Source organism: Sulfitobacter sp. SH22 (assembly GCF_965641905.1).
GTDB lineage: Bacteria > Pseudomonadota > Alphaproteobacteria > Rhodobacterales > Rhodobacteraceae > Sulfitobacter.
This window is the reverse complement of record NZ_OZ282573.1, coordinates 3,371,690-3,392,431: the sequence shown is the minus strand read 5'-3', so window position 1 is coordinate 3,392,431 and position 20,742 is coordinate 3,371,690. Positions and strand designations below refer to the sequence as shown.

Genomic DNA, 20,742 nt, shown 5'->3' with positions numbered 1-20,742 from the left:
CAAAACTATGGTTTAGTTGCTGGCTTTTGCCCAAGGATAGCCGTTTGTATCACGCTCTTGCGTGTATTTGGCGATCATTGCGGCGTAGTCTTCCAGCATCTTGTCGGCAGGCAGGCCCGCTGCTTTTGCGGTCTCGGCCCATTCGCCCAGAAACTTCTGACCGCCCGCAACCAGCTTTGCGCGCTCTTCTGCGGGCAGTTCGATGATTTCGACGCCCTGTTCTTTCATCGATGCAATGGCGTTTTCATTGGCTGTGGTGATCATGCGGCCAAATTCGTCGGCCATGTCGGCACCGGTGGTGGTCAGCACGTCTTGCTGTTCCGCTGTCAGGGAATCGAACATGTCTTTGTTCATGAAGATACCCAAACCGCCAACCTGGCCCCAGTTCAGCATTGTGTAGCTGTCGATCACTTCGGCCTGCTTCAGCGCGGCAACCGCATAGGAATAGCCCTGGCTGCAATCGATCAAACCGGTATCAAGCCCTTGGTACGCGTCATAGATCGACATGTTGACCATGTTGGCACCTTCTTCGCCAAAGACTTTGCCATATGCGCCAACGCCGCGCACTTTCTTGCCTGCGATGTCAGCGACCAACCGGATTGCATCGCCTTTGCAGCCGATGTTGACCTGGCTGGTGGTCCATGTGCCGATATAGACAAGGTTCTTGTCGGCAAGGTTTTCGGCGATGGCAGGGTTTGTGCGCATCAGTTCATCCGTTGCACGCATACCGACCCATGCATCAGGGTTGTTTACAGGCAAATCCGCGATGCCATAGGCGGCCATCTCTTGCGGATAGTAGACGGCAATAACCGACCCTGTGTCGGCAACGCCATCGGCGATGGACTGAACGGCCGCGTTTGCCTTGAACAGCGCGCCACCCCATTGGATATCCATGCGCAGATCACCGGCGGAACGCTCGGCAACCTGATCGGCGAACCACTGCAATGCGTTTGCGCGTGCGCCACGGTTTGGTCCGGCTTCACCGTGGATCAAGACGGTTTCAGCACCCGCAACAGAGGCAGCAACGCCCAGAACAGCGGCAAAGGACAGATTTTTGATAAAGGACATGAATTTCCCTCCCAAGAAATTGTTTCACTATGCGAAACATGGTTTCACTATGTCATGATGGAACCTAGGGTCGGAATTCACAACCCGCAAGCGGATAGTGCGCCGAAAATGACTTTCCACTTTCGGCGCATTTAATTTCGTTTATATTCAGCTATTTAGCCAAAAAGCAGAACCATCAGGCGCGCTGATAGATAAAGCAACGCCCTTCAATTGCATCCGCTGGCAGGGGAATCTCTTGCAGGTGATCGAAATACATCCGGTCACTGGAAACCATGATGCCGCCATGGTCCAACAGCGGCTCAATGTAGGGTGACAGAGCTTTGGCAAAGGCATCGTTTTTCGCCAGATCATGCCCCCCAAGATCAGCATGGATCAGCCGCACCGTGGGGCCGAACCGTTTTAATGCAGCTGGCAGGGTTTCATAAACATCCCCCAGAAACACCATATCCTCGGCAGGGGTGCTGTCGGGATTCGATGCGATTGCGCGCTCGAAAACGAAAATCTCGCGTTCGGGCATGATCTCTCGCATGTGATGAAATGTGCGGCCATTCCCCAAACCCAGTTCGAACACCGGACCGGGCTGCCCTTTGGTTAATTCGACGGCATGATTCAGGCAGGCGCGCTGCGACACCATACGATTGATAAATACGTCCAAACGGCTCATTTTCGGATCACTTTCATTTTCAGCTTGCTGCGCGGGGGTTACGCCACCCCTCAAGGTAGCATCCTTATGCCAAAGACCAAGGCCCCTAGACGCCGCCCTGATTATCGGCTTCACTCTATCACATAGTGATCTGTTTTAAAGCGTTTGGACCCGAATGACTGCCCTTTTGGAAGTAAACGACCTTACAGTCGGGTTTGGTGATGCCGCACCCATTGTGGACGGCGTCAGTTTTTGCGTGAACGCCGGGGAAACGCTGGCGCTTGTCGGGGAAAGCGGGTCGGGCAAAACCCTGACATGCCGGTCGGTGCTGCGCATTCTGCCCGAAGCCGCACAGCTGCGCCGCGGGTCCATCCAGTTTCACGGATCAACCGGAACGGCCGAGCTGATGTCGCTGCCGGAAAAGGCAATGCGCGCCATCCGAGGCGACCGGATTTCGATGATTTTCCAGGAACCTATGCGGTCCCTGTCGCCCCTGCACCGTTTGGGCAATCAGGTGGCCGAAGTCTTGCGGTTGCATCGCAACATGGGCCGGGCCGAGGCCAAGCGCTGCGTGCTGGAACAGTTCGAACAGGTGGGGTTCGCCGATCCTGTGCGGGCCTGGCGCAGCTATCCGTTCGAAATGTCCGGCGGGATGCGCCAGCGCGCGATGATCGCCATGGCCATGGTCGCCAAGCCAGAACTGCTGATCGCGGATGAACCTACCACAGCGCTTGACGTGACCACGCAGGCGCAGGTCTTGGGGCTGATCCGCAGCCTGCAAAAAGACACCGGCATGGGCGTGATCCTTGTCACCCATGATTTGGGCGTGGTTGCCAATATGGCCCAGCAGGTCGTTGTCATGAACAAGGGCCGCGTCATGGAAAGCGGCCTTGCCAAAGATGTTCTGGACGCCCCCGCGCACCCCTATACGGCCAAGCTGTTTGCCGCGGCACCGATGATCCCGCAGGTTGCCACCCCTGCCCGCCCGCCTGTCCGTGATGATGTCATCCTTGAACTGCGCAACGTGTCGAAAACCTATGCGATGCGGGCTGGCGGATGGCGCAAACCGGTCACCGTTTCCGCCTGCCAGAACGTGGACTTGCAGGTCTCACGGGGCAAAACCCTGGCCATCGTCGGCGAAAGCGGATCGGGCAAAACCACCTGTGCCCGCATCGCAATGGGCGCGGAAACACCTGACGAAGGCGGCGAGGTGTTGTTCCGTCCCGACAAGGGCGCGGAGCCGATTTCAATTCACAACATGGACCGCACCGAGCGCACCTTGTTTCAGCGTCAGGCGCAGATGGTTTTCCAAGACCCCTATTCATCGCTCAGCCCCAGAATGCGGGTTCAGGATGCGCTGACAGAACCGATGGAAATTCACGGCATCGGGTCAGCCGCTGACCGGCGCGACAAGGCCGCCGAGATGTTAAGCTGGGTTGGTCTGGACACAAACATGCTGCGCCGCTTTCCCCACGCGTTTTCGGGCGGGCAACGGCAACGCCTGTCGATTGCGCGGGCGTTGACGCTGGACCCCAGATTGCTGATCTGTGACGAACCGACCTCGGCCCTAGATGTATCGGTGCAGGACCAGATCCTGACCCTGCTCGAAGACATCCGCGAACGCGCCAACCTGAGCTATCTGTTCATCAGCCATGATCTGGCCGTCGTCGCGCGCATCGCGGACGAAGTCGCCGTCATGCGTGCAGGTGTCATCGTGGAACAGGCCCCCCCCGATACGTTGTTTTACAATCCGCAGCATCCTTATACCAAAGCGTTGATCGCGGCCCAGCCAGAGCCTGACATCAACCGCCCCATTGATCTGGATCTGGTGGCCAAGGGGGCCGGTTCCCCGCAGCTGTGGCCGGAAGAATACCGTTTTGAAGGCATGCAGGCCCCCGCTTTGCGTGAACTCGAACCCGGTCACAAGGTCAGATGCCATGCGTAAGCTCGCCCTCGCCCTGTCGCTTGTCGCCACGCCACTTTGGGCGCAGACGACCTTGCCGCCGTTGCAAGAAAGCTCGTTCTGGGCGCAAGAGGTCGACAGCGGCAACCTGCCCCCGATCGAGAGCCGCCTGCCCCAAGAGCCGTTGATCGTCGATCTGGCCGCAAAGGGGCGCAGTTTCGGCACGCAAGGTGGCACGTTGCGCACCTTGGTGTCGCGGTCCAAAGACGTGCGGCAGATGGTGGTCTACGGCTATGCGCGGCTGGTGGGGTATCAGCCGGATTATTCGCTGGCCCCCGACATTCTGAAATCCGTCGATGTGGAACAGGGGCGCAAATATACGCTGCACCTGCGCAACGGCCATCGCTGGTCAGACGGTGCCCCCTTTACGTCGGATGATTTCAAATACTGGTGGGATAACGTCGTCAACAACGCCGAGATCACCCCCAGCGGCCCCCCTGATTTCATGTTTGTCGAAAACAAACTGGGCCGGGTCACCTTCCCCGACCCGCTCACGGTCGTGTTTGAATGGGACGATCCGAACCCCGATTTCCTGCACCTGCTGGCACAGGCCAGCCCGCCCTTTATCTATCGCCCCGCCCATTACCTGAAACAGTTTCACGCCGATTTCGCCGATCCCGAAAAGCTTGCGGACGAAGTCGATGACGCAAGGGTGAAAAGCTGGGCCGCGCTGCACAACAAGCGCGACAACATGTATAAATTCGACAACCCGCAACAACCGACATTGCAGCCGTGGCTGAACACCAGCGACAGCGACGGGTCACGCCAGTTATTCGTCAAAAACCCCTATTACCACCGCATCGACAGCCGCGGCATCCAGCTGCCTTATATCGACGTCGTGAACATGGACGTTGTCGGCGGCGGCCTGATCGCGGCCAAGGCCAACGCAGGCGAGGTAGACCTTCAGGCGCGCGGGCTGGATTTCCCTGACATTTCGATCCTGAAAAAAGGCGAAGTGGACGGCGGTAAATACAAGGTCTTTTTGTGGGCCAATGGTGCGGCCAGCCAGATCGCGATTTATCCGAACCTGAATTTTGCCGATCCGGTCTGGCGCGACGTCATGCGCGATGTGCGGTTCCGCCGCGCGCTTAGCCTTGGTATCGACCGCCGCATGATCAACCGCGCGCTGTATTTCGGCCTTGCCAAAGAAGGCGGGATGACCGCCCTGTCCCAAAGCGTGCTGTACGACGAGGCCGATTTGCACGCATGGGCTGCCTTGGACATCGACGCTGCAAACGCGCTGCTGGATGAGATGGGCCTGACCGAACGCATGCCATCGGGTCTGCGCAAACTGCCCGATGGCCGGCCGATGGAATTCGTCGTGGAAACAGCTGGCGAACGCAGCGAAGAAGAAAACGCACTGGCGATCATCACCGATACCTGGCGCGACCTTGGTATCCGTCTGATCATGCGCCCGCTGGACCGCGACATCCTGCGCAATCGCATCTACGCAGGCACGACGATGGCCGCCGTCTGGTTCGGTTGGGATAACGGCCTCCCCGGCCCGGCAACATCGCCCAAATATCTGGCCCCGACCAATCAGGAATTCTTTGCCTGGCCGATGTGGGGACAATATTACCAGACCATGGGCCAATCGGGCGAAGCCCCCGATCTGCAACCCGCCCAAGAACTGATGGATCTGGCAGAAAGCTGGACCCGCACCGATGATACGCAAGAACGCACAGCAATCTGGGACCGGATGCTTGAAATCCACGCCGACCAGCAATTCGCCATCGGCATTCTATCCGAAGCGCCGCAACCCATTGTCGTGTCCAACCGGCTCAAGAATGTGCCAGAAAATGGTGTCTGGGCCTATGATCCGGGCGCGCATTTCGGCATCCACCGGATTGATGAATTCTATCTCGAAGACCCACTAGTACAGGTAAGCCGATGATCTTTCTTAGATACGCAGTCTGGCGTTTCATCACCATGCTCCTGACCCTCGCGGTTGTGTCCGTCTTGGTCTTTGTCATCATCAACCTGCCGCCGGGTGACTATTTGTCTAACCAGATTGCCGAACTGCGCGCCACAGGTCAGGTCGAAGGTGTGGCCAAGGCCGAATTCCTGCGCCACGAATATGCGCTCGACCAGCCGATCTGGAAACAATATCTGATCTGGGCAGGTGCAGCACCGGGCCCGCAAGGATACGCAGGGCTGCTGCAGGGGAACTTCGGCTGGTCCTTTGAATTCGACCGCCCCGTTGCTGAAATCGTCGGCAACGCCCTGTGGATGACGGTGTTGGTGAACCTTGCTGCGGTTTTGTTTGTGTATCTTATCGCCTTGCCTCTGGGCGTGCTGGCGGCGGCCAAATCCGAAACATGGGTCGATTATACCGCCGGCTTTATCGGCTACCTTGGCCTTGCCACGCCGAACTTTCTGCTGGCGCTGATCCTGTTCTATTACGGGCACCGCTATTTCGACCTGCCCATTGGCGGGCTCATGGCACCGGAACTTGAGGGCGAACCGATGTCTTGGGCCAAGGTCCAGTCGATCCTGCTGCATCTGATTGTCCCGACCTTTGTGATCGGTACCGCCGGCGCTGCCGCCATGATGCAGCGGCTGCGGGCGAACATGCTGGACGAATTGGGCAAACCCTATGTCGACACTGCCAAAGCCAAGGGACTGGCCCCCGCGCGACTGCTGGCGAAATATCCCCTGCGCATGGCGTTCAACCCCTTTGTCGCCGACATCGGCAACCTGCTGCCTGCGATGATCTCGGGCTCGGTTCTGGTATCGGTTGTGCTGGGCCTGCAAACCATCGGCCCGTCGCTGCTGATCGCGCTCAAATCCCAGGATCAGTTCCTTGCGGCCTTTATCCTGATGTTCGTGGCCTTGCTGACGCTGATCGGCACGATGATCTCTGACATGCTGCTGGTCCTGCTTGACCCGCGCATCCGCTATGGGGCGCGTGGATAATGGCAACTCAACCCGATAACCGCTTTATCGACACGACCCCCTGGGTGGATGTCGTCGATCACTCTGCGCCAGAACGCTCGGATATGGATGCCTCGGTTGCCCGGCTGATGTGGCGCAAATTCCGCCGCCACAAGCTGGCGCTGGTGTCAGGGCTGTTCTTGGCATTTTGCTATCTGATCCTGCCGATTGCCGGTTTCATTGCGCCCTACACCCCCAACGAGCGCAATGCCGAACATCTGTATTCGCCACCACAAAGCATCAATTTCTGGCACGAAGGTGATTTCATCGGCCCCTATGTCTATGAAACGACAGGCACCGCTGATCTGGTCAACTTCCGCTGGGTCTACGAAACGGATGAGACCAAACCGCGCAAACTTGAGTTCTTCTGCAAGGGCGAAACCTACCATATTTTCGCGCTGATCCCCTCCGACACCCACCTGTTCTGTGCCCCCGAAGGCGCGACCGTGTTCCTGTGGGGGTCTGACCGTCTGGGCCGCGATGTGTTCAGCCGGATATTGTTCGGCGCACAACTGTCGCTCACCGTTGGCCTGATCGGGATAACCGTTTCCTTTGTGCTGGGGATCTTCTTTGGCGCGCTGGCGGGATATTTCGGCGGCAAGACCGACTGGATCGTCAACCGCATGATCGAAATCCTGCGCTCGCTCCCCGAACTGCCCCTCTGGCTGGCGCTTTCAGCCGCCGTACCGTCCAACTGGGGTCCGGTTTCGGTGTTCTTTATCATCTCGATCATACTTGGAATTCTGGACTGGCCCGGCCTCGCCCGCGCTGTCCGCTCCAAATTCCTGAGCCTGCGCGAAGAGGAATATGTGAAAGCGGCGGAAATGATGGGGGCCAGACCTTCGCGGGTGATCCGCAAACATTTGCTGCCAAATTTCATGTCACACCTGATCGCCAGTGCAACCTTGTCTATCCCCGCGATGATCCTCGGTGAAACCGCCCTCAGCTTTCTGGGGCTCGGCCTGCGCGCACCGGCTGTCAGCTGGGGCGTCATGCTGAACGATGCGCAAAATCTGGCGAGCATCGAAATCTACTGGTGGACGGCCATCCCGATGCTGCCGATCATCGTGGTGGTGCTGGCCTTCAACTTCCTGGGCGACGGGTTGCGTGCCTGCCTGGACCCCTACAAAAACTAAAGCCCCTTCTCTGGCTCGAAAATATCCCGGGGGGCGCGGGGGGTTGGCCCCCCGCATCGGTCCGGTTGCCAAAGGCAACCGGAAACCGGAAAAATCAGTACCAGTCCGCAATCTTAACTTCGGTACCTTGTGCAACCATCTTGGCAAACTCTGCCGGATCCTGCGTGCCACCGTCACGCCCGCGGAAATGGTAGGGATAGACAAACGACGGCTTGAATTCCGACACCGCAGCGGCTGCGGCCTCTGCATCCATGGTAAACGGCAGGTTCATGCAGACAAATGCCAGATCGATGTTCTCCAAGGCGCGCATTTCTGGCGTGCCTTCTGTATCGCCCGAAATATACACGCGGAATTCCGGCAGGTTCACGACATAGCCGTTGTCGCGCCCCATAGGGTGGAAATTCTTGCGCTCTTCGGTGGTGTTATACGCCGGAACCGCCTCGATAATCACGCCATTGAACATCGCGACATGGCTATTGGCCAACAGGGTGGCCCGGGCCTTCAACGCATCGGGCAGCATTTCAAATACAGCCGGGTTTGCGATGATCTGTGTGTTCTGGCCGACTACAGCGGCAAGCGTGTCCGCGTTATAGTGATCGCCATGTTCGTGGGTAATCAAGATCAGATCAGGGGCCGGGAAATCGGCATAGTTTGCGGCGTCACCTACCGGATCGTTATAGATCACCCCGACCGGTGTCTCCATCACAAAGGATGCGTGATCGACGGGATGGACTTTGACCTCGCCCCCCTTGACCGGGAACATGTGGCCACCGTGGGCGGCCGCCTGCGCGGCATAGGGCAACATGGTGATCACACCTGCCGCAGCAGCAGATGTGGCTAGAAACTGGCGTCTGGAATGGGTCATTTGAACCTCCTGTTAAAGCTGGGCCTTCACCTAGGCCGCATCAGACACATTTCAATCACAGATATGTTAACGATCATCCCCACCTGGTTCAGGCGCATCCATCATGTCTTCCTCGATGGAGGCTTGAGCCGCCGCAGTGACCGCCTTGCGCTCCTGGTCGCTCAGGCTGTCGACCTTGCCATCAGCCAGACGCACCGTGACTTCGCGATGGGCAAAGCGGATGCCTTCGCGCTCGAACAGCGACCGGATTTCCTCGTAGACCCGTTTGCGGACCAGCCATTGATCGCCGGGTTTGGTCATGAACTTGACCCGGATGATCATCGCTGAATCCTGCATTTCAATCACGCCTTGGGATTTCAGCGGCTGGATGAAATTCTCGCCGATCACCGGATCATCCAGCAACTCGACCCCCAGTTTCTTGATCAGCTTGCGGACTTTTTCAACGTCTGTGTCATAGGTCACCCGCAACGGCAGTTTCATGATCACCCAGTCGCGCGAATAATTCGTCATGACCTGCAATTCGCCAAATGGTATGGTGTGCAACGCCCCCAGATGGTGCCGCAGTTGAAAGGACCGCACTGATATCTTTTCGACCGTGCCTTTGACCCCGCCCACATCCAGATATTCGCCCTTGCGAAACGCATCGTCGAACAAAAAGAACGCACCCGCGAAAATATCGCGCACCAGCGCCTGCGAGCCAAAGCCCACCGCGACGCCCACGATACCGGCACCTGCGAACAAGGGACCCACATTGATGCCGAATTCCATCAGGACAATCAGCACAATCGTGACCACCACAACGATCAGAATGAAATTGCGAAACAACGGCAGCAGCGTGGCAAGGCGGCTGGCAGAGGAAGCGCCGCTGCCCTCGTCGCCCAGTTCGGCTTCGGGCTGGTCACCGGCTTCTGCCTCGATCTTGGTGTCGATCCAGATCCGAAAGGCGTGATACACGACATAGCCGATAAAGAGGATGACCATAATATCCAGCAAACGGTCTGCCAGACTTTCGACCATTTGCGCGCTTTCATTGTCCCATATGAAAAAGAACGCATAGGCCCCCGCGACAAAGGCCAGAATGGCTGCGACCCGTCTGGCCAGCGCTTCGAATGTATTCAGCGAACGGCGGGGCAGAATCTTTGCACGCGCCTGTTCTTCGGCCAAAGCAAGCCGCGCGGCCTCGTTGGTATCAAATGCTGCGTCGCCGGGTTCTCCGGCCTGTCCGGCGGCATCGCGGACGGCGGCCTGTTCATCCCTGATCTCGTTCAGCCGGCGCATGTTGCGGGCCCGCGCAAAGCCGCGTTCGATACCAAAGTTGATGACCCCGTAAACGACAATGATCGACACGATGATCCCGTAGGCCCCCGCGATCAACGGGATCGAGCTGGGGTTTTCCAGCACCAGATCATAGGTCAGTTCGACCCAGGCAAACAGCACATAGACAACAATGGCAGGGGCCCAGACTTTCGACAACAGCCGCGCGACAAAGCTGACTTCATCGGCGGGCTTGCCGTGACGCAACGCGTTTGAAATGGCGCGTCGGTTTACATAAACCATCAAGATATTGGCCAGCACGATCAAAGCGGACATCAAAGACGCGATAAAGGCGTAGACGTCATAGTTCAGGCCCAGTTCGGCGATCCACATGCCGAACAGGATCGCGCAGGTATCAAGGCTTGCCAGAATCCATAGCCAGCGATGCAAGCTTTTCGCATCGCGGTCGTTGAAAACCGGAATGCGGTATTGCGCGAGGAAAGGGGACAGGATCATCCGCCAAAGCCCGGCAAAAAACCGGCAGATGAAATAGCCGATGTTGATCAGGGTGACGGTAAATTGCATGGCGGTGTCTTCCAGCCCGCCAAAGATGATCCAGCCCAGCAGATAGGCAACAGCCATCGACACCAGAATACCGATAACGCCCATAAAAAACCGGAACACCAGAAACGGCATCTTTTCGGCATAACCGACCGGATTATCCATGACGCGGGCCGTGACAAAGCTTCGGGCGAAGCGTTTGCCAAAGACCTCTCGTTCGACGATCACCCCGATGCCGAACAGCCCCAGCGAAATCAGCAATGCCTTGCCAAAGGCCCAAAGCGTGCCGTCCGGGCTGGCAGCACGCAAGATGTACAGCACTTCGTTGATTGCGTCCGGCAATTGCACGATGCGGGTAATCAAGGCGCGGCGAAACCCGTTCGTGCGCTCTTGAAGCTGCATCAAGGCCGAATGTTCCTGGTCAGCCTCCGGATTATCAAGACCGCCATTTGCCGACGTCGCAGCGGGTGCATCCACCTGATTAAGTAGTTTGCCCGTGCTGTCGATCACCACCACGCCCACACCGTTTTCGGCGGCCTGTTTGATGACCTCCTCAATGCGGGTGTCATCCGCGCTGGCTGTCGATTGCGCGGACGGAAACAGCGATTGCAACCCTTGCGCGGTTGCCTCGTGACCGATTGCGGCCAGCATGAACGACAAAAGAAGTGATAAAAACAGGTGCCGCATAATGCCTCGCTTGACCGAAAATGGCTCAAAAGACGCTATGCCAGCGCCAATGCTATTGCAATCATGCGATCTGCCCCCACCTCAACAGGCCACGCACGAGCGGCTTCGGTATATTTCCAAGGTGCAAGAACTGTTTGATCATGCTAGCAATTATCAGCGCGCTGGCGTCGCGCGCCCCGAAAAAGGACCACCTATGTTCAACCTCACATCCGGCAATTGCCGTGTCCAGCTGATCGCATTACGCACAGAGTTTGAAACATTGAACAAATTGCCACAACAGATCATCCAGTTTCACCCGTAGCGGCGAAGTTGTTTTTGACATTTGAGGGTTCTTTCGCAAAACAGGTTAAGATCTGTGACGTAAGGCTTTCAAACCAAGTTAGGACCGGCGAATGAGCCAATTGCCCAAAAAACCCGCGCTTGCAGGGAAGCTTTCGCACCGGATCATGTTTTACAGCCACGATACGTTCGGGTTGGGGCACCTGCGCCGGTCCCGCGCATTGGCCGCCGCCCTGACCGCAGGCGATGATACTGCATCAGCGATCATATTGACCGGCTCCCCTGTGGCGGGGCGGTTTACATTTCCCGAACGCGTTGACCATATTCGTTTGCCCGGTGTAACCAAACTGGCTGACGGGACCTATGTGTCGCAGACCCTGGGGCTGGATATCGACGAAATCACCGCGCTTCGGTCGGGGCTGATCAAAACCGCCATCGAAAAATATGAACCCGACCTGTTGATCGTGGACAAGGAACCATCGGGCTTTCGCGGCGAACTGATCCCCAGCCTCGAATTCCTGCGCGACCATGGCAAAGCCAAAACAGTTCTGGGCCTGCGCGATGTGTTGGATGAACCCAAGGTGCTGGCCGCTGAATGGGACCGCAAGAACGCGATTGAAGCGACCGAAAACTTTTATGACGAAATCTGGGTCTATGGCGACCGCGATATCTATGACCCGACCAAAGGGCTGGCCCTGTCGGACAAAACCCGCAGCCGGATGCACTGGACCGGCTATTTGCGCCGTGAAACCAGCGACGAAGTTGATCTTCCCGAACACCCCTATGTGCTGATCACACCGGGCGGCGGCGGCGACGGGGCTGCCATGGTGTCACTGGTGCTGGAAGCTTATGAAAAAGACCCCGATCTTGCCCCCAATGCGGTTCTGATTTACGGCCCCTTCCTGTCAGGTGATGTGCGCGACGCCTTTGATGCACGCGTTGAGAAACTGAACGGGCGGGTCACGGCTGTCGGCTTTGACAGCCGGATCGAAGCCTTGTTCGTCGGGGCCGAGGGCGTTGTGTGCATGGGCGGCTACAACACCTTTTGCGAGGTGCTGTCTTTTGACAAACGTGCCGTGATCGTGCCGCGCACCGTCCCGCGTCTGGAACAGTGGATCAGGGCCAGCCGCGCCGAAGAGCTGGGCCTTGTGCGGATGCTGGATGAAAAACGCGATGGCATGACTGCAGACGCGATGATTGCCGCGATCCGGCATTTGCCGCAGCAGAACAAACCCTCCGAAGCGGGGGCCGATGGTATCCTTGACGGTTTGAAAGTGGTGATAGAACGCGCCGCCATCCTGATGGATGACGCGGAATGACCCAGACCCCTCTTGCGGTTGTCGTCAAAGGCTGGCCGCGCCTGTCCGAGACGTTTATCGCCCAAGAGCTTGTCGCCCTTGAAGAGGCCGGTTTGCGCTTTGACATCTGGTCATTGCGCCACCCGACCGACGTTAAAACCCACCCGCTGCATGACCGTCTGCGCGCAAAGGTGCGCTATCTTCCCGAATACCTGCGCGATGATCCGGCCCGCGTTGCCGCAGCCCGCGAGGCCGCGCAATCCATGCCCGGCTATGCCCAAGCGCTTGATGCATTCGAGCGTGATCTGGCCCGCGATGACACTCCCAACCGCCGCCGCCGTTTCGGGCAGGCCTGCGTGATGGCCCATGAACTGCCCGCTGACACCCGCGGGATTTATGCGCATTTCCTGCATACCCCGTCCTCGGTCGCGCGCTATGCGGCGATCCTGCGGGATCTCCCGTGGGGCTTTTCGGCCCATGCCAAGGACATCTGGACATCGCCGGAATGGGAATTGCGCGAAAAGCTGGACCCGGCCACGCACGGGGCTGCTTTCGGGGCGACCTGCACCGAATTTGGCGCAAAACATCTGCGTGATCTGGCCGCTGACCCCGGCCGGATTGATCTGGTCTATCACGGGCTCGACCTGTCGCGGTTTCCTGACGCACCGACACGCGCAACGCGCAGCCAAGCCGCCCCCTTCCAGATGATGTCTGTTGGCCGCATGGTCGAGAAAAAGGGTTTTGACAATCTGATCGACGCGCTGGCGCTGCTGCCAAAGACGCTGGACTGGCACTGGACCCATATTGGCGGCGGCACCCTGTCGGACGAGATGAAAAAACGCGCCCGCGATCACGGCATCAACGACCGCATTATCTGGCGCGGTGCCTGTGACCAGCCCGAGGTGATTGCCGAAATGCGCAAGGCCGATCTTTTCGTTCTGCCGTCGCGCATTGCCAAGGATGGCGACCGCGACGGTTTGCCCAATGTCTTGATGGAAGCCGCAAGCCAGAAGCTCCCGATCCTCAGCACCCCTGTATCCGCGATCCCCGAATTTATCGACAGCGGCGTCAGCGGCATTCTTAGTGACGATGCCCCCCCCGCGCTGGCCGGGGCGATGCAAGATTTCGCCGCCGATCCCGATCTTGGCCCCCGACTGGCCGAGGCCGCGCACACGCGCCTGCACGCCGAATTCACCATGGCCCCCGGCATTCGCCAGCTTCACCAGCGGCTTGGGGCGATGCTGGCCCTGACGGCCTGATGCGCCTTGCGTTCTATGCCCCGCTAAAGGCCCCCGATCATCCGAACCCGTCGGGGGACCGTGCAATGGCACGCGCCCTGATTGCGGCGTTTGAATATGGCGGGGCGACAGTGACAATGGCCAGTACGTTGCGGTCCCGTGACGGCGCGGGCGATGCGGCCCTGCAACGCGATCTGTTGGCACAAGCGCAAGCAGAAATCGCCCGCCTGACGGTGTTGGGCCAGACCGAAGGCTGGCGGGCTTGGGTCACCTACCACAACTACTACAAGGCCCCCGATCTGATCGGCCCCTCGGTCGCGCGGGCCTTGGGCATTCCCTATCTGCTGATCGAGGCGACACGCGCCCGCAAACGTCTGTCAGGCCCTTGGGCCGCCTTCGCCCAAGCGGCCGAAGCTGCCAGCGATGCTGCGGATGTCATCTTTTATTTCACCCACCGCGATGCCGAAACGCTGCATCGGGACCGCGCCGGACGCCAGCGGTTGATCCACCTGCCGCCCTTTCTGTTGCGCGACAGCGTCGACACGGCGGTTGCGCCGGTTGGCCCAATGCTGGCCGTTGGGATGATGCGCGAGGGGGACAAGCTGGCGTCCTATCAGATCATCGCCGACACATTGGCGCAGTTGCCAAACGATGGCTGGTCGCTGCGCATTGCAGGGGACGGGCGGGCGCGCGCCAAGGTTGAACGCCTGATGGCACCGTTCGGGCCGGCGGTGCAGTTTCTGGGCCAGCTGGATGCAGTCGCCTTGGAAGGCGTCTATCGCACCTCGTCGCTGTTGTTCTGGCCGGGGGTGAACGAGGCCTTTGGCCTTGCCTATCTTGAGGCGCAGGCCGCCGGCTTGCCCGTGGTGGCGCAGGACAGACCCGGTGTGCGCGATGTGCTGGCCCCCGGTGATTACCCCAAGCCCGAGGACGGCATCGCCCCGCTCGCCGCGCGGCTGCAAGGGTTGCTGTCCGATCCTGCGCTTCGGCAACGGCGTGGCACGCAGGCGCAGGCCCATGTGGCAGCGCACCACCTGCTACCCGCCGCCGCTGAGACCTTGTTTGCCGCCCTTGCGACCTGCGGAGTTCACCGATGATCCAGCTTGCCCTTTTGCGCCACGGCCACACCCACTGGAACCGCGCAGGCCGCATTCAGGGGCGCACCGATATTCCGCTGGACGACGATGCCCGCGCGCAGCTTGCCGGTCTGTCCCTGCCCGCGCCGTGGGACAGTGCCGATCTGGCTTCAAGCCCGCTGGCCCGTGCAGTGCAAACCGCCGAACTGGTCGCAGGCAGACCGCCGCAGACCAGCCCCGCCTTGATGGAGATGGACTGGGGCGCATGGGAAGGCCTGCGTGGCATTGACCTGAAAGCGGATCCGTCCAGCGGGTTTCGCGACATTGAATATTGGGGCTGGGATTACACGCCCCCCGGCGGCGAAAGCCCCGCACATCTGCGGTCCCGGCTGGTGCCTTGGGCCAACGGATTGACCCGCAATACCGTCGCTGTGTGCCATATCGGGGTCATGCGGGTTCTGCTGGCCCATGCCTTGGGCTGGGATTTCAAGGGCGATCCCCCCTTTCAGGTCAAACGGAACCGCCTATATCTGATAGAGATTTACCCAACCGGATGGCAGGCATCCCCCGACCAAATCCGACTGGACCACCGCCTATGAAAGTTTGCATCATCGTCACGCATCTGCTGGGGACCGGCCATCTGGCCCGCGCCCTGACGCTGGCGCGCGCCTACCAAAGCGCAGGGCATGATACGGTCGTTGTCACCGGCGGCATGGCCGCATCCCAGTTGACCAGTGACGGGATCAAGATGGTCCAGCTCCCGCCGCTCCGGTCTGACGGGGTGAATTTCGCACGGCTGCTGGATGGCGATGGAGCCGAGGCCGAACCAGCCCTGTTTGACGCCCGCATCAAGATGCTGACCGCGACCGTTCAGTCGTACCAGCCCGATGTTTTGATAACCGAACTGTTTCCCTTTGGCAGACGTATCCTTGGGGCAGAGTTTACTGCCCTGCTGGACGCCGCAAAGGCCCTACCCCACCCACCGCTGATCTGCGCGTCGGTGCGCGATATCCTTGCCCCGCCGTCAAAACCTGCCAAAGCCGCCCTTGCCGATGATCTGGTCGCACAATTCTATGACGCTGTGCTGGTGCATTCCGATGCCGAGGTTGCGCCGCTGTCGCTTAGCTGGCCCGTGTCGGATGCCTTGGAGGCCAAGCTGCGCTATACCGGATATGTCGCCCCCCCGCCCGCTGCGGCCCATCCGGACGGGCTGGGCGCGGGAGAGATCATCGTAAGCGCGGGCGGTGGTGACGTTGGTCAACATGTGTTTGACGCGGCCCTTGCTGCCGCCAGACTGGATCCCGATCAGCGGCAGTGGCGGCTGTTGCTGGGCGGGCAAGACGCCGCAAAGCGCAGCGGTGATTTGATGCGGGACGCGCCTGCAAATGTGATCATCGAACCCGCACGCCCTGAATTCCGGCAGATGCTGTATCATGCCGCAGCGTCGGTGTCCTTATGTGGCTACAACACCGCATTGGATATCCTGCAAAGCGGTGCAGCGGCGGTGTTCATCCCCTTTGATGCAGGCAGCGAAGTCGAACAAGGCCTGCGCGCCGACGCTTTGGCGCAACTGGACGGCATCGGCGTTCTGCGCAATTCCAACCTGTCGGCGGAAACCCTGCTGGGGGCCGTGACAGCGGTGCTGGATGCACCCCGACGGGCCCCGCGCATCGACGGTTTTGACGGGGCCGTCGAAACTGTGCGCATCACGCTAGCAATGCGCGGGGAACAGCGATGAAAATTGACTGGTCCCCCCTGAATTCGGAACTGGCCCTCTGGCGCGCAGAGCAGCGCCCCCTGCCGATCTGGTGGCGCGATGATGACGCGGTGGAACCCACGCCAGCGCTGGACCGCCTGACAGCGCTTGCAAACACGCTGGGCCTGCCCGTCCATGCCGCCGTTATTCCGAAGCTGGCGCAGCCGTCATTGGCAAAGTTCTGTGCGGATCAGGATCAGGTGATCCCGCTCGTTCATGGATGGCAACATGTCAGCCACGCCCCCGAGGGGCACAAGAAAGCCGAATTCGGCCACCCCCGCGAGGCAGCGCTTGGCGATGCGGGCCGTGCCATTGACCGGATGAAACTGCTGTTTGCAGATCACTTCCTGCCGATCTTTGTGCCGCCGTGGAACCGGTTGGACAGCGCGCTGCTGCCCGATCTTGCGGCCTTGGGCTATGTCGGGGTGTCGACATACCTGCCGCGCAAGAACACATGGGCCGCACCCGGACTTGCGCAGATCAATACCCATATCGACCCGATTTTCTGGCGTGGCACTCGCGGGCTTGCGCCCACGGATGAACTGGTCGCGCATATGGTGAAACTGCTGCAAGACCGCAGGCAGGGCATCACCGATGCGACCGAACCCATGGGTTTTCTGACCCACCATCTGGTGCATGACGAAGATATCTGGGATTTCAGTCAAAGCTGCCTTACCACGCTGTTGGACGGGGGTGCCACGCCCGCCGACCTTTCCAGACCCGAAAAGGACACACCGCATGAGCAGACTTGAATCAATGCGCCGCCGGTTGAGCGCGCAAATCGATGGATTAAACTGGGCCGCAAACCAGATTGCGGACATCAAAGGCGACGTGCTGGAACTGGGCTTGGGCAACGGGCGCACCTTTGACCACCTACGCCAACAACTGCCGGATCGCCGCATCTGGGTCATCGACCGCGAAATGAATGCCCATCCGTCCTGCGTGCCCCCCCGCAGCGATTTTCTGCAAGGCGACGCAGATGAAATGCTGCAACAACTGGCGCGCGCAGGGGTCCGGCTTGCCCTTGTCCATTATGAGCTGGGCATCGGCGTCGCAGACCATGACACAGCACTAAGCACAAAAATGAGCCAACATATCGCCCCCCTGATGGCACCCGGCGGGTTGATCATTTCCCAAGATCCGATGGAAGGCTTTGACCCGATCAAAGGCCCCGACAGCGTCGATGCCAAGCGCTATCTGTTTTACCGCGCCTAACGCTTTTTGACGAACTCGGTCAGGATCACGATCCGCTGGCCCTCGACGCGCCCTTCGATATGGGCCGGGTTGTCCTGCACCAGTGAAATGCGGTGCACCGCCGTGCCACGCTTGGCCGTAAAACCGCCGCCTTTGACGGGCAGATCCTTGATCAACACGACCGTATCGCCCTGGCTTAGCGGCACCCCGTTGCTGTCTTTGTGATCCGTCGGGGCGGCCACGTTATCGGCCCAGATCTGGGTTTCGTCATCCAGATACAACTGTTCCAGCAGATCGCGCGACCAATCGGTATCCAGCCGCTTGAGCGTCCGCGCCGCATAGACCTGAAACGCTGCATCCTCGGTCCACATCGTCGACGCGAGGGGACGGAAGTGATCGGCTGGCGTTTGCGGATCAGCGCAGAGGCCGCAAATATCGACGCTCGCGTCAGCGGGGCCGCCAGTGACGGGGACGGAAACGAGCGGGGCATCTGCTGTGCAAAGGGGGCATGTCATGGGGTGAGGTTTAGGGCGGCGCTGTGCGGGGCGCAATGGGTTGTTAACCAAAATCATAGAGCCTGAAACCATGAGCGCATACCGCCGCATCCATGTGCCCGGAGGCACCTATTTTTTCACCGTCTGTCTAGCTGACCGAGCGTCTGACCTGCTGCTGCGCGAGGTGTCCGCGCTGCGCAGGGCCGTGCGGATCACGATGGCCGAACGCCCCTTTCAGATCGACGCCTTTGTGGTGCTGCCGGACCATCTGCACACGGTATGGACGCTGCCGTGCGGTGATGCGGATTTTTCGGTCCGGTGGGGTGCCATCAAATCGCGATTCACCCGCGAGGTGCGTAGGGTGGGGTTCAACCCCACCCTACCGCAAAGCCCGAGCAAACGCCGTAAAGGCGACGCAGGCATCTGGCAGCGGCGGTTTTGGGAGCATTTCATCCGGGACGAAGCAGATTTTGCAGCCCATGTGGGGTATTGCCATTGGAACCCCGTCAAACATGGGTTTGTCGAGCGCCCCGACGCGTGGCCGCATTCATCGGTCCATCGGGCGACCCGGCGTGGGGAATTTGTGGCTTTGGGTGGGTGAAGACCACGCGTTGAGGTGGTTGAGGGGGGTAGGTGTGGGTTTTGGGCAGCCTGCTCACTAGGAAACGCTCAATGAGCGCTAGACTTCCCTTTCAAATGCCACAATTCTTGGCTGTACTCAGAAAAAAAGAAAATTCAGCTTCTTATGTGAGATATGAACCTTGGAGATATAATGCCAAAGCCAATTACCAGTCTTGAGGGCTTCATTCGAAAACTGGCCCACCTCGAAAACGAATATCCTAATACCCAATTATTTTTTAGAGGCCATTCCAGCAAAGAACACAAAGTCTCCCCTTCCATCTTTCGAAATCAGAACCATAAATCCGCCGAACATCTAATGATCAGGCAACTTATAGCGCAGCAGGGCTTTGTTGCACAAATCCTCGGATGGGATTCACTGTATGAATCCAGCGTGATAACTGGAAGGCATGAGCAGTTGGACCCCTACCAAATATAAGACCACGAATTGGTCATCCTACAATGACAGCTTGAAGCAACGTGGATCGTTGTCGATCTGGTTTGATCCAGAGATGGTTTGGACGCCGCCGCCAAGCGGCAAGCGCGGTCGGCAGCAACAATTCAGTGACGCCGCCATTCAGACCTGCTTGACGCTGAAAGTCCTGTTTGGCCTGCCGCTTCGACAGACAACTGGGTTCGTCCAGAGCCTGCTGCGACTGGTCGGGCTGGATTGGGCCGCGCCGGATTTCAGCACCTTATGTCGACGTCAGAAAACACTGAACGTGAGCTTGCCGTATCGCGGGTCCAAAGGACCGCTGAACCTGCTCATCGACAGCACCGGTATCAAAGCCGAAGGAGAGGGCGAATGGAATGCCCGTAAGCATGGTGTCTCCAAACGACGCATCTGGCGCAAGATTCATATTGGAATCGATGAGGAAACACTGGAGGTTCGGACGGTTGAGGTCACCAGCAGCAACGTCGGAGACGCTCCCATTCTGCCCGAACTTCTGAACCAAATCCCGCCCGATCAAGACATCGGCAGCGTCACCGCAGATGGGGCGTATGACACGCGTAAATGCCACGAGGCGATTGCCGCCAGAGAGGCCCATGCAGTGATCCCGCCACGCAAGAATGCCAAGCCCTGGAAACCGACGAGCGCCGGAGCTATTGCCCGAAATGACGCGGTCAGTGCGCAGCGATACTTGGGTCGCACTCTGTGGCGACGCTGGAGTGGATACCATCGCCGAAGCCGCGTCGAAACGAAGATGCATTGTATAAAACTACTCGGCCAATCGCTAATGGCCAGGGACTTCGAAAGGCAGGTCGCGGAAATCCAAGTCCGTATCGCCGTCCTCAACCGCTACACCGCTCTTGGCATACCCATCACTGAGCCTGTAAGCTAAGTCCGTCTGGGGGAAGGGGAAAAACGTCCTTCACCCGATTTGTGCAACAAAGCCGACCAACCTAACAATAGCAATATGAAGCACATTGACTTTGAGATCATAGATATTTCAGAAGAATCCAAACCACGTTTTATTAAAGAGCTAGCCCAAGTCGGAATAACTGAAAGTGCGCTGTTTCCAGAGATCGAACGAGCCGCTCTCGCAATAAAAAGGAGATATTCGTAGAAAAACGTTAATCACCTTCGCACCCAGTGGGAACGCGCATTGCTTTGCAATACGCTGCCTCCCACCGTCACTTAAGGTCAGCAGCTAAAAGCTGCTGACCTTAAGTGCTT

Annotated in this window: 19 protein-coding genes; 14 read left to right on the top strand and 5 right to left on the bottom strand. The window is 58.9% G+C overall.

Features of this window, described 5'->3' with window-relative positions; translation table 11 throughout:
* Positions 1 to 12: 12 nt before the first annotated feature.
* Both ACSQ13_RS18530 and ACSQ13_RS18525 read right to left on the bottom strand, forming a co-directional pair.
* The gene (locus ACSQ13_RS18530; RefSeq protein ID WP_295508300.1) at positions 13 to 1,068 is read right to left on the bottom strand and encodes a C4-dicarboxylate TRAP transporter substrate-binding protein; all 1,056 of its coding nucleotides are present in this window, start codon (positions 1,066 to 1,068) and stop codon (positions 13 to 15) included.
* Positions 1,069 to 1,243: 175 nt separating this feature from the next.
* Positions 1,244 to 1,732, bottom strand: a complete 489-nt coding sequence (locus ACSQ13_RS18525; protein ID WP_176251218.1) for a class I SAM-dependent methyltransferase — start codon at positions 1,730 to 1,732, stop codon at positions 1,244 to 1,246.
* A 154-nt stretch (positions 1,733 to 1,886) separates the two neighbouring features.
* On the opposite strand from ACSQ13_RS18525, the gene ACSQ13_RS18520 reads away from it, so the two are divergent.
* Genes ACSQ13_RS18520 through ACSQ13_RS18505 form a run of 4 tightly spaced genes read left to right on the top strand, consistent with a single transcriptional unit; the run spans position 1,887 to position 7,744 of the window.
* Complete coding sequence (locus ACSQ13_RS18520; RefSeq protein WP_295508298.1) at positions 1,887 to 3,656, top strand: ABC transporter ATP-binding protein; 1,770 nt, start codon at positions 1,887 to 1,889, stop codon at positions 3,654 to 3,656.
* The gene (locus ACSQ13_RS18515) at positions 3,649 to 5,568 is read left to right on the top strand and encodes an ABC transporter substrate-binding protein (RefSeq protein WP_295508296.1); all 1,920 of its coding nucleotides are present in this window, start codon (positions 3,649 to 3,651) and stop codon (positions 5,566 to 5,568) included. The genes ACSQ13_RS18520 and ACSQ13_RS18515 overlap by 8 nt, the downstream gene beginning before the upstream one ends.
* Positions 5,565 to 6,590 carry an ABC transporter permease gene (locus tag ACSQ13_RS18510; protein ID WP_176251215.1) on the top strand — a complete coding sequence of 342 codons (1,026 nt, stop codon included), beginning with the start codon at positions 5,565 to 5,567 and terminating at the stop codon, positions 6,588 to 6,590. Before ACSQ13_RS18515 ends, ACSQ13_RS18510 begins: the two co-directional genes overlap by 4 nt.
* On the top strand, positions 6,590 to 7,744 hold the full coding sequence (locus ACSQ13_RS18505; RefSeq protein ID WP_295508292.1) for an ABC transporter permease: 1,155 nt from the start codon (positions 6,590 to 6,592) through the stop codon (positions 7,742 to 7,744). Before ACSQ13_RS18510 ends, ACSQ13_RS18505 begins: the two co-directional genes overlap by 1 nt.
* A 94-nt stretch (positions 7,745 to 7,838) precedes the next feature.
* On the opposite strand, the gene ACSQ13_RS18500 is transcribed toward ACSQ13_RS18505, so the two are convergent.
* Positions 7,839 to 8,609 carry an MBL fold metallo-hydrolase gene (locus ACSQ13_RS18500; protein WP_176251213.1) on the bottom strand — a complete coding sequence of 257 codons (771 nt, stop codon included), beginning with the start codon at positions 8,607 to 8,609 and terminating at the stop codon, positions 7,839 to 7,841.
* A gap of 66 nt (positions 8,610 to 8,675) precedes the next feature.
* Positions 8,676 to 11,111 (bottom strand): mechanosensitive ion channel domain-containing protein, encoded by a 2,436-nt coding sequence (locus ACSQ13_RS18495; RefSeq protein ID WP_295508289.1) that lies wholly within the window; start codon positions 11,109 to 11,111, stop codon positions 8,676 to 8,678.
* A 1-nt stretch (position 11,112) separates the two neighbouring features.
* Between ACSQ13_RS18495 and ACSQ13_RS18490 the strand changes: the two genes are divergently transcribed.
* From ACSQ13_RS18490 to ACSQ13_RS18455, 8 genes are all read left to right on the top strand, one after another.
* Positions 11,113 to 11,412 carry a hypothetical protein gene (locus tag ACSQ13_RS18490; protein WP_295508287.1) on the top strand — a complete coding sequence of 100 codons (300 nt, stop codon included), beginning with the start codon at positions 11,113 to 11,115 and terminating at the stop codon, positions 11,410 to 11,412.
* Between the two features lie 91 nt (positions 11,413 to 11,503).
* Positions 11,504 to 12,709 (top strand): glycosyltransferase family protein, encoded by a 1,206-nt coding sequence (locus ACSQ13_RS18485; RefSeq protein WP_176251211.1) that lies wholly within the window; start codon positions 11,504 to 11,506, stop codon positions 12,707 to 12,709.
* Entirely contained in the window at positions 12,706 to 13,947 is a 1,242-nt protein-coding gene (locus tag ACSQ13_RS18480) for a glycosyltransferase family 4 protein (RefSeq protein ID WP_295508283.1), read from the top strand. Before ACSQ13_RS18485 ends, ACSQ13_RS18480 begins: the two co-directional genes overlap by 4 nt.
* Entirely contained in the window at positions 13,947 to 15,023 is a 1,077-nt protein-coding gene (locus ACSQ13_RS18475) for a glycosyltransferase family 4 protein (protein ID WP_295508280.1), read from the top strand. Before ACSQ13_RS18480 ends, ACSQ13_RS18475 begins: the two co-directional genes overlap by 1 nt.
* The gene (locus tag ACSQ13_RS18470; RefSeq protein ID WP_295508277.1) at positions 15,020 to 15,601 is read left to right on the top strand and encodes a histidine phosphatase family protein; all 582 of its coding nucleotides are present in this window, start codon (positions 15,020 to 15,022) and stop codon (positions 15,599 to 15,601) included. The genes ACSQ13_RS18475 and ACSQ13_RS18470 overlap by 4 nt, the downstream gene beginning before the upstream one ends.
* Positions 15,598 to 16,740, top strand: a complete 1,143-nt coding sequence (locus tag ACSQ13_RS18465) for a glycosyltransferase family protein (RefSeq protein ID WP_176251208.1) — start codon at positions 15,598 to 15,600, stop codon at positions 16,738 to 16,740. The genes ACSQ13_RS18470 and ACSQ13_RS18465 overlap by 4 nt, the downstream gene beginning before the upstream one ends.
* The gene (locus ACSQ13_RS18460; protein ID WP_295508272.1) at positions 16,737 to 17,510 is read left to right on the top strand and encodes a polysaccharide deacetylase family protein; all 774 of its coding nucleotides are present in this window, start codon (positions 16,737 to 16,739) and stop codon (positions 17,508 to 17,510) included. The genes ACSQ13_RS18465 and ACSQ13_RS18460 overlap by 4 nt, the downstream gene beginning before the upstream one ends.
* The gene (locus ACSQ13_RS18455; protein ID WP_295508270.1) at positions 17,497 to 17,973 is read left to right on the top strand and encodes a class I SAM-dependent methyltransferase; all 477 of its coding nucleotides are present in this window, start codon (positions 17,497 to 17,499) and stop codon (positions 17,971 to 17,973) included. The genes ACSQ13_RS18460 and ACSQ13_RS18455 overlap by 14 nt, the downstream gene beginning before the upstream one ends.
* Here the strand turns inward: ACSQ13_RS18455 and ACSQ13_RS18450 are convergent.
* A complete protein-coding gene (locus tag ACSQ13_RS18450) occupies positions 17,970 to 18,467 on the bottom strand; it encodes an alkylphosphonate utilization protein (RefSeq protein WP_295508267.1) in 498 nt (165 codons plus the stop codon). The genes ACSQ13_RS18455 and ACSQ13_RS18450 overlap by 4 nt on opposite strands.
* Positions 18,468 to 18,537: 70 nt before the next feature.
* Between ACSQ13_RS18450 and ACSQ13_RS18445 the strand changes: the two genes are divergently transcribed.
* On the top strand, positions 18,538 to 19,047 hold the full coding sequence (locus ACSQ13_RS18445) for an REP-associated tyrosine transposase (protein WP_295508264.1): 510 nt from the start codon (positions 18,538 to 18,540) through the stop codon (positions 19,045 to 19,047).
* Between the two features lie 427 nt (positions 19,048 to 19,474).
* Positions 19,475 to 20,407 (top strand): IS5 family transposase, encoded by a 933-nt coding sequence (locus ACSQ13_RS18440; protein WP_435988115.1) that lies wholly within the window; start codon positions 19,475 to 19,477, stop codon positions 20,405 to 20,407.
* Positions 20,408 to 20,742: the final 335 nt, after the last annotated feature.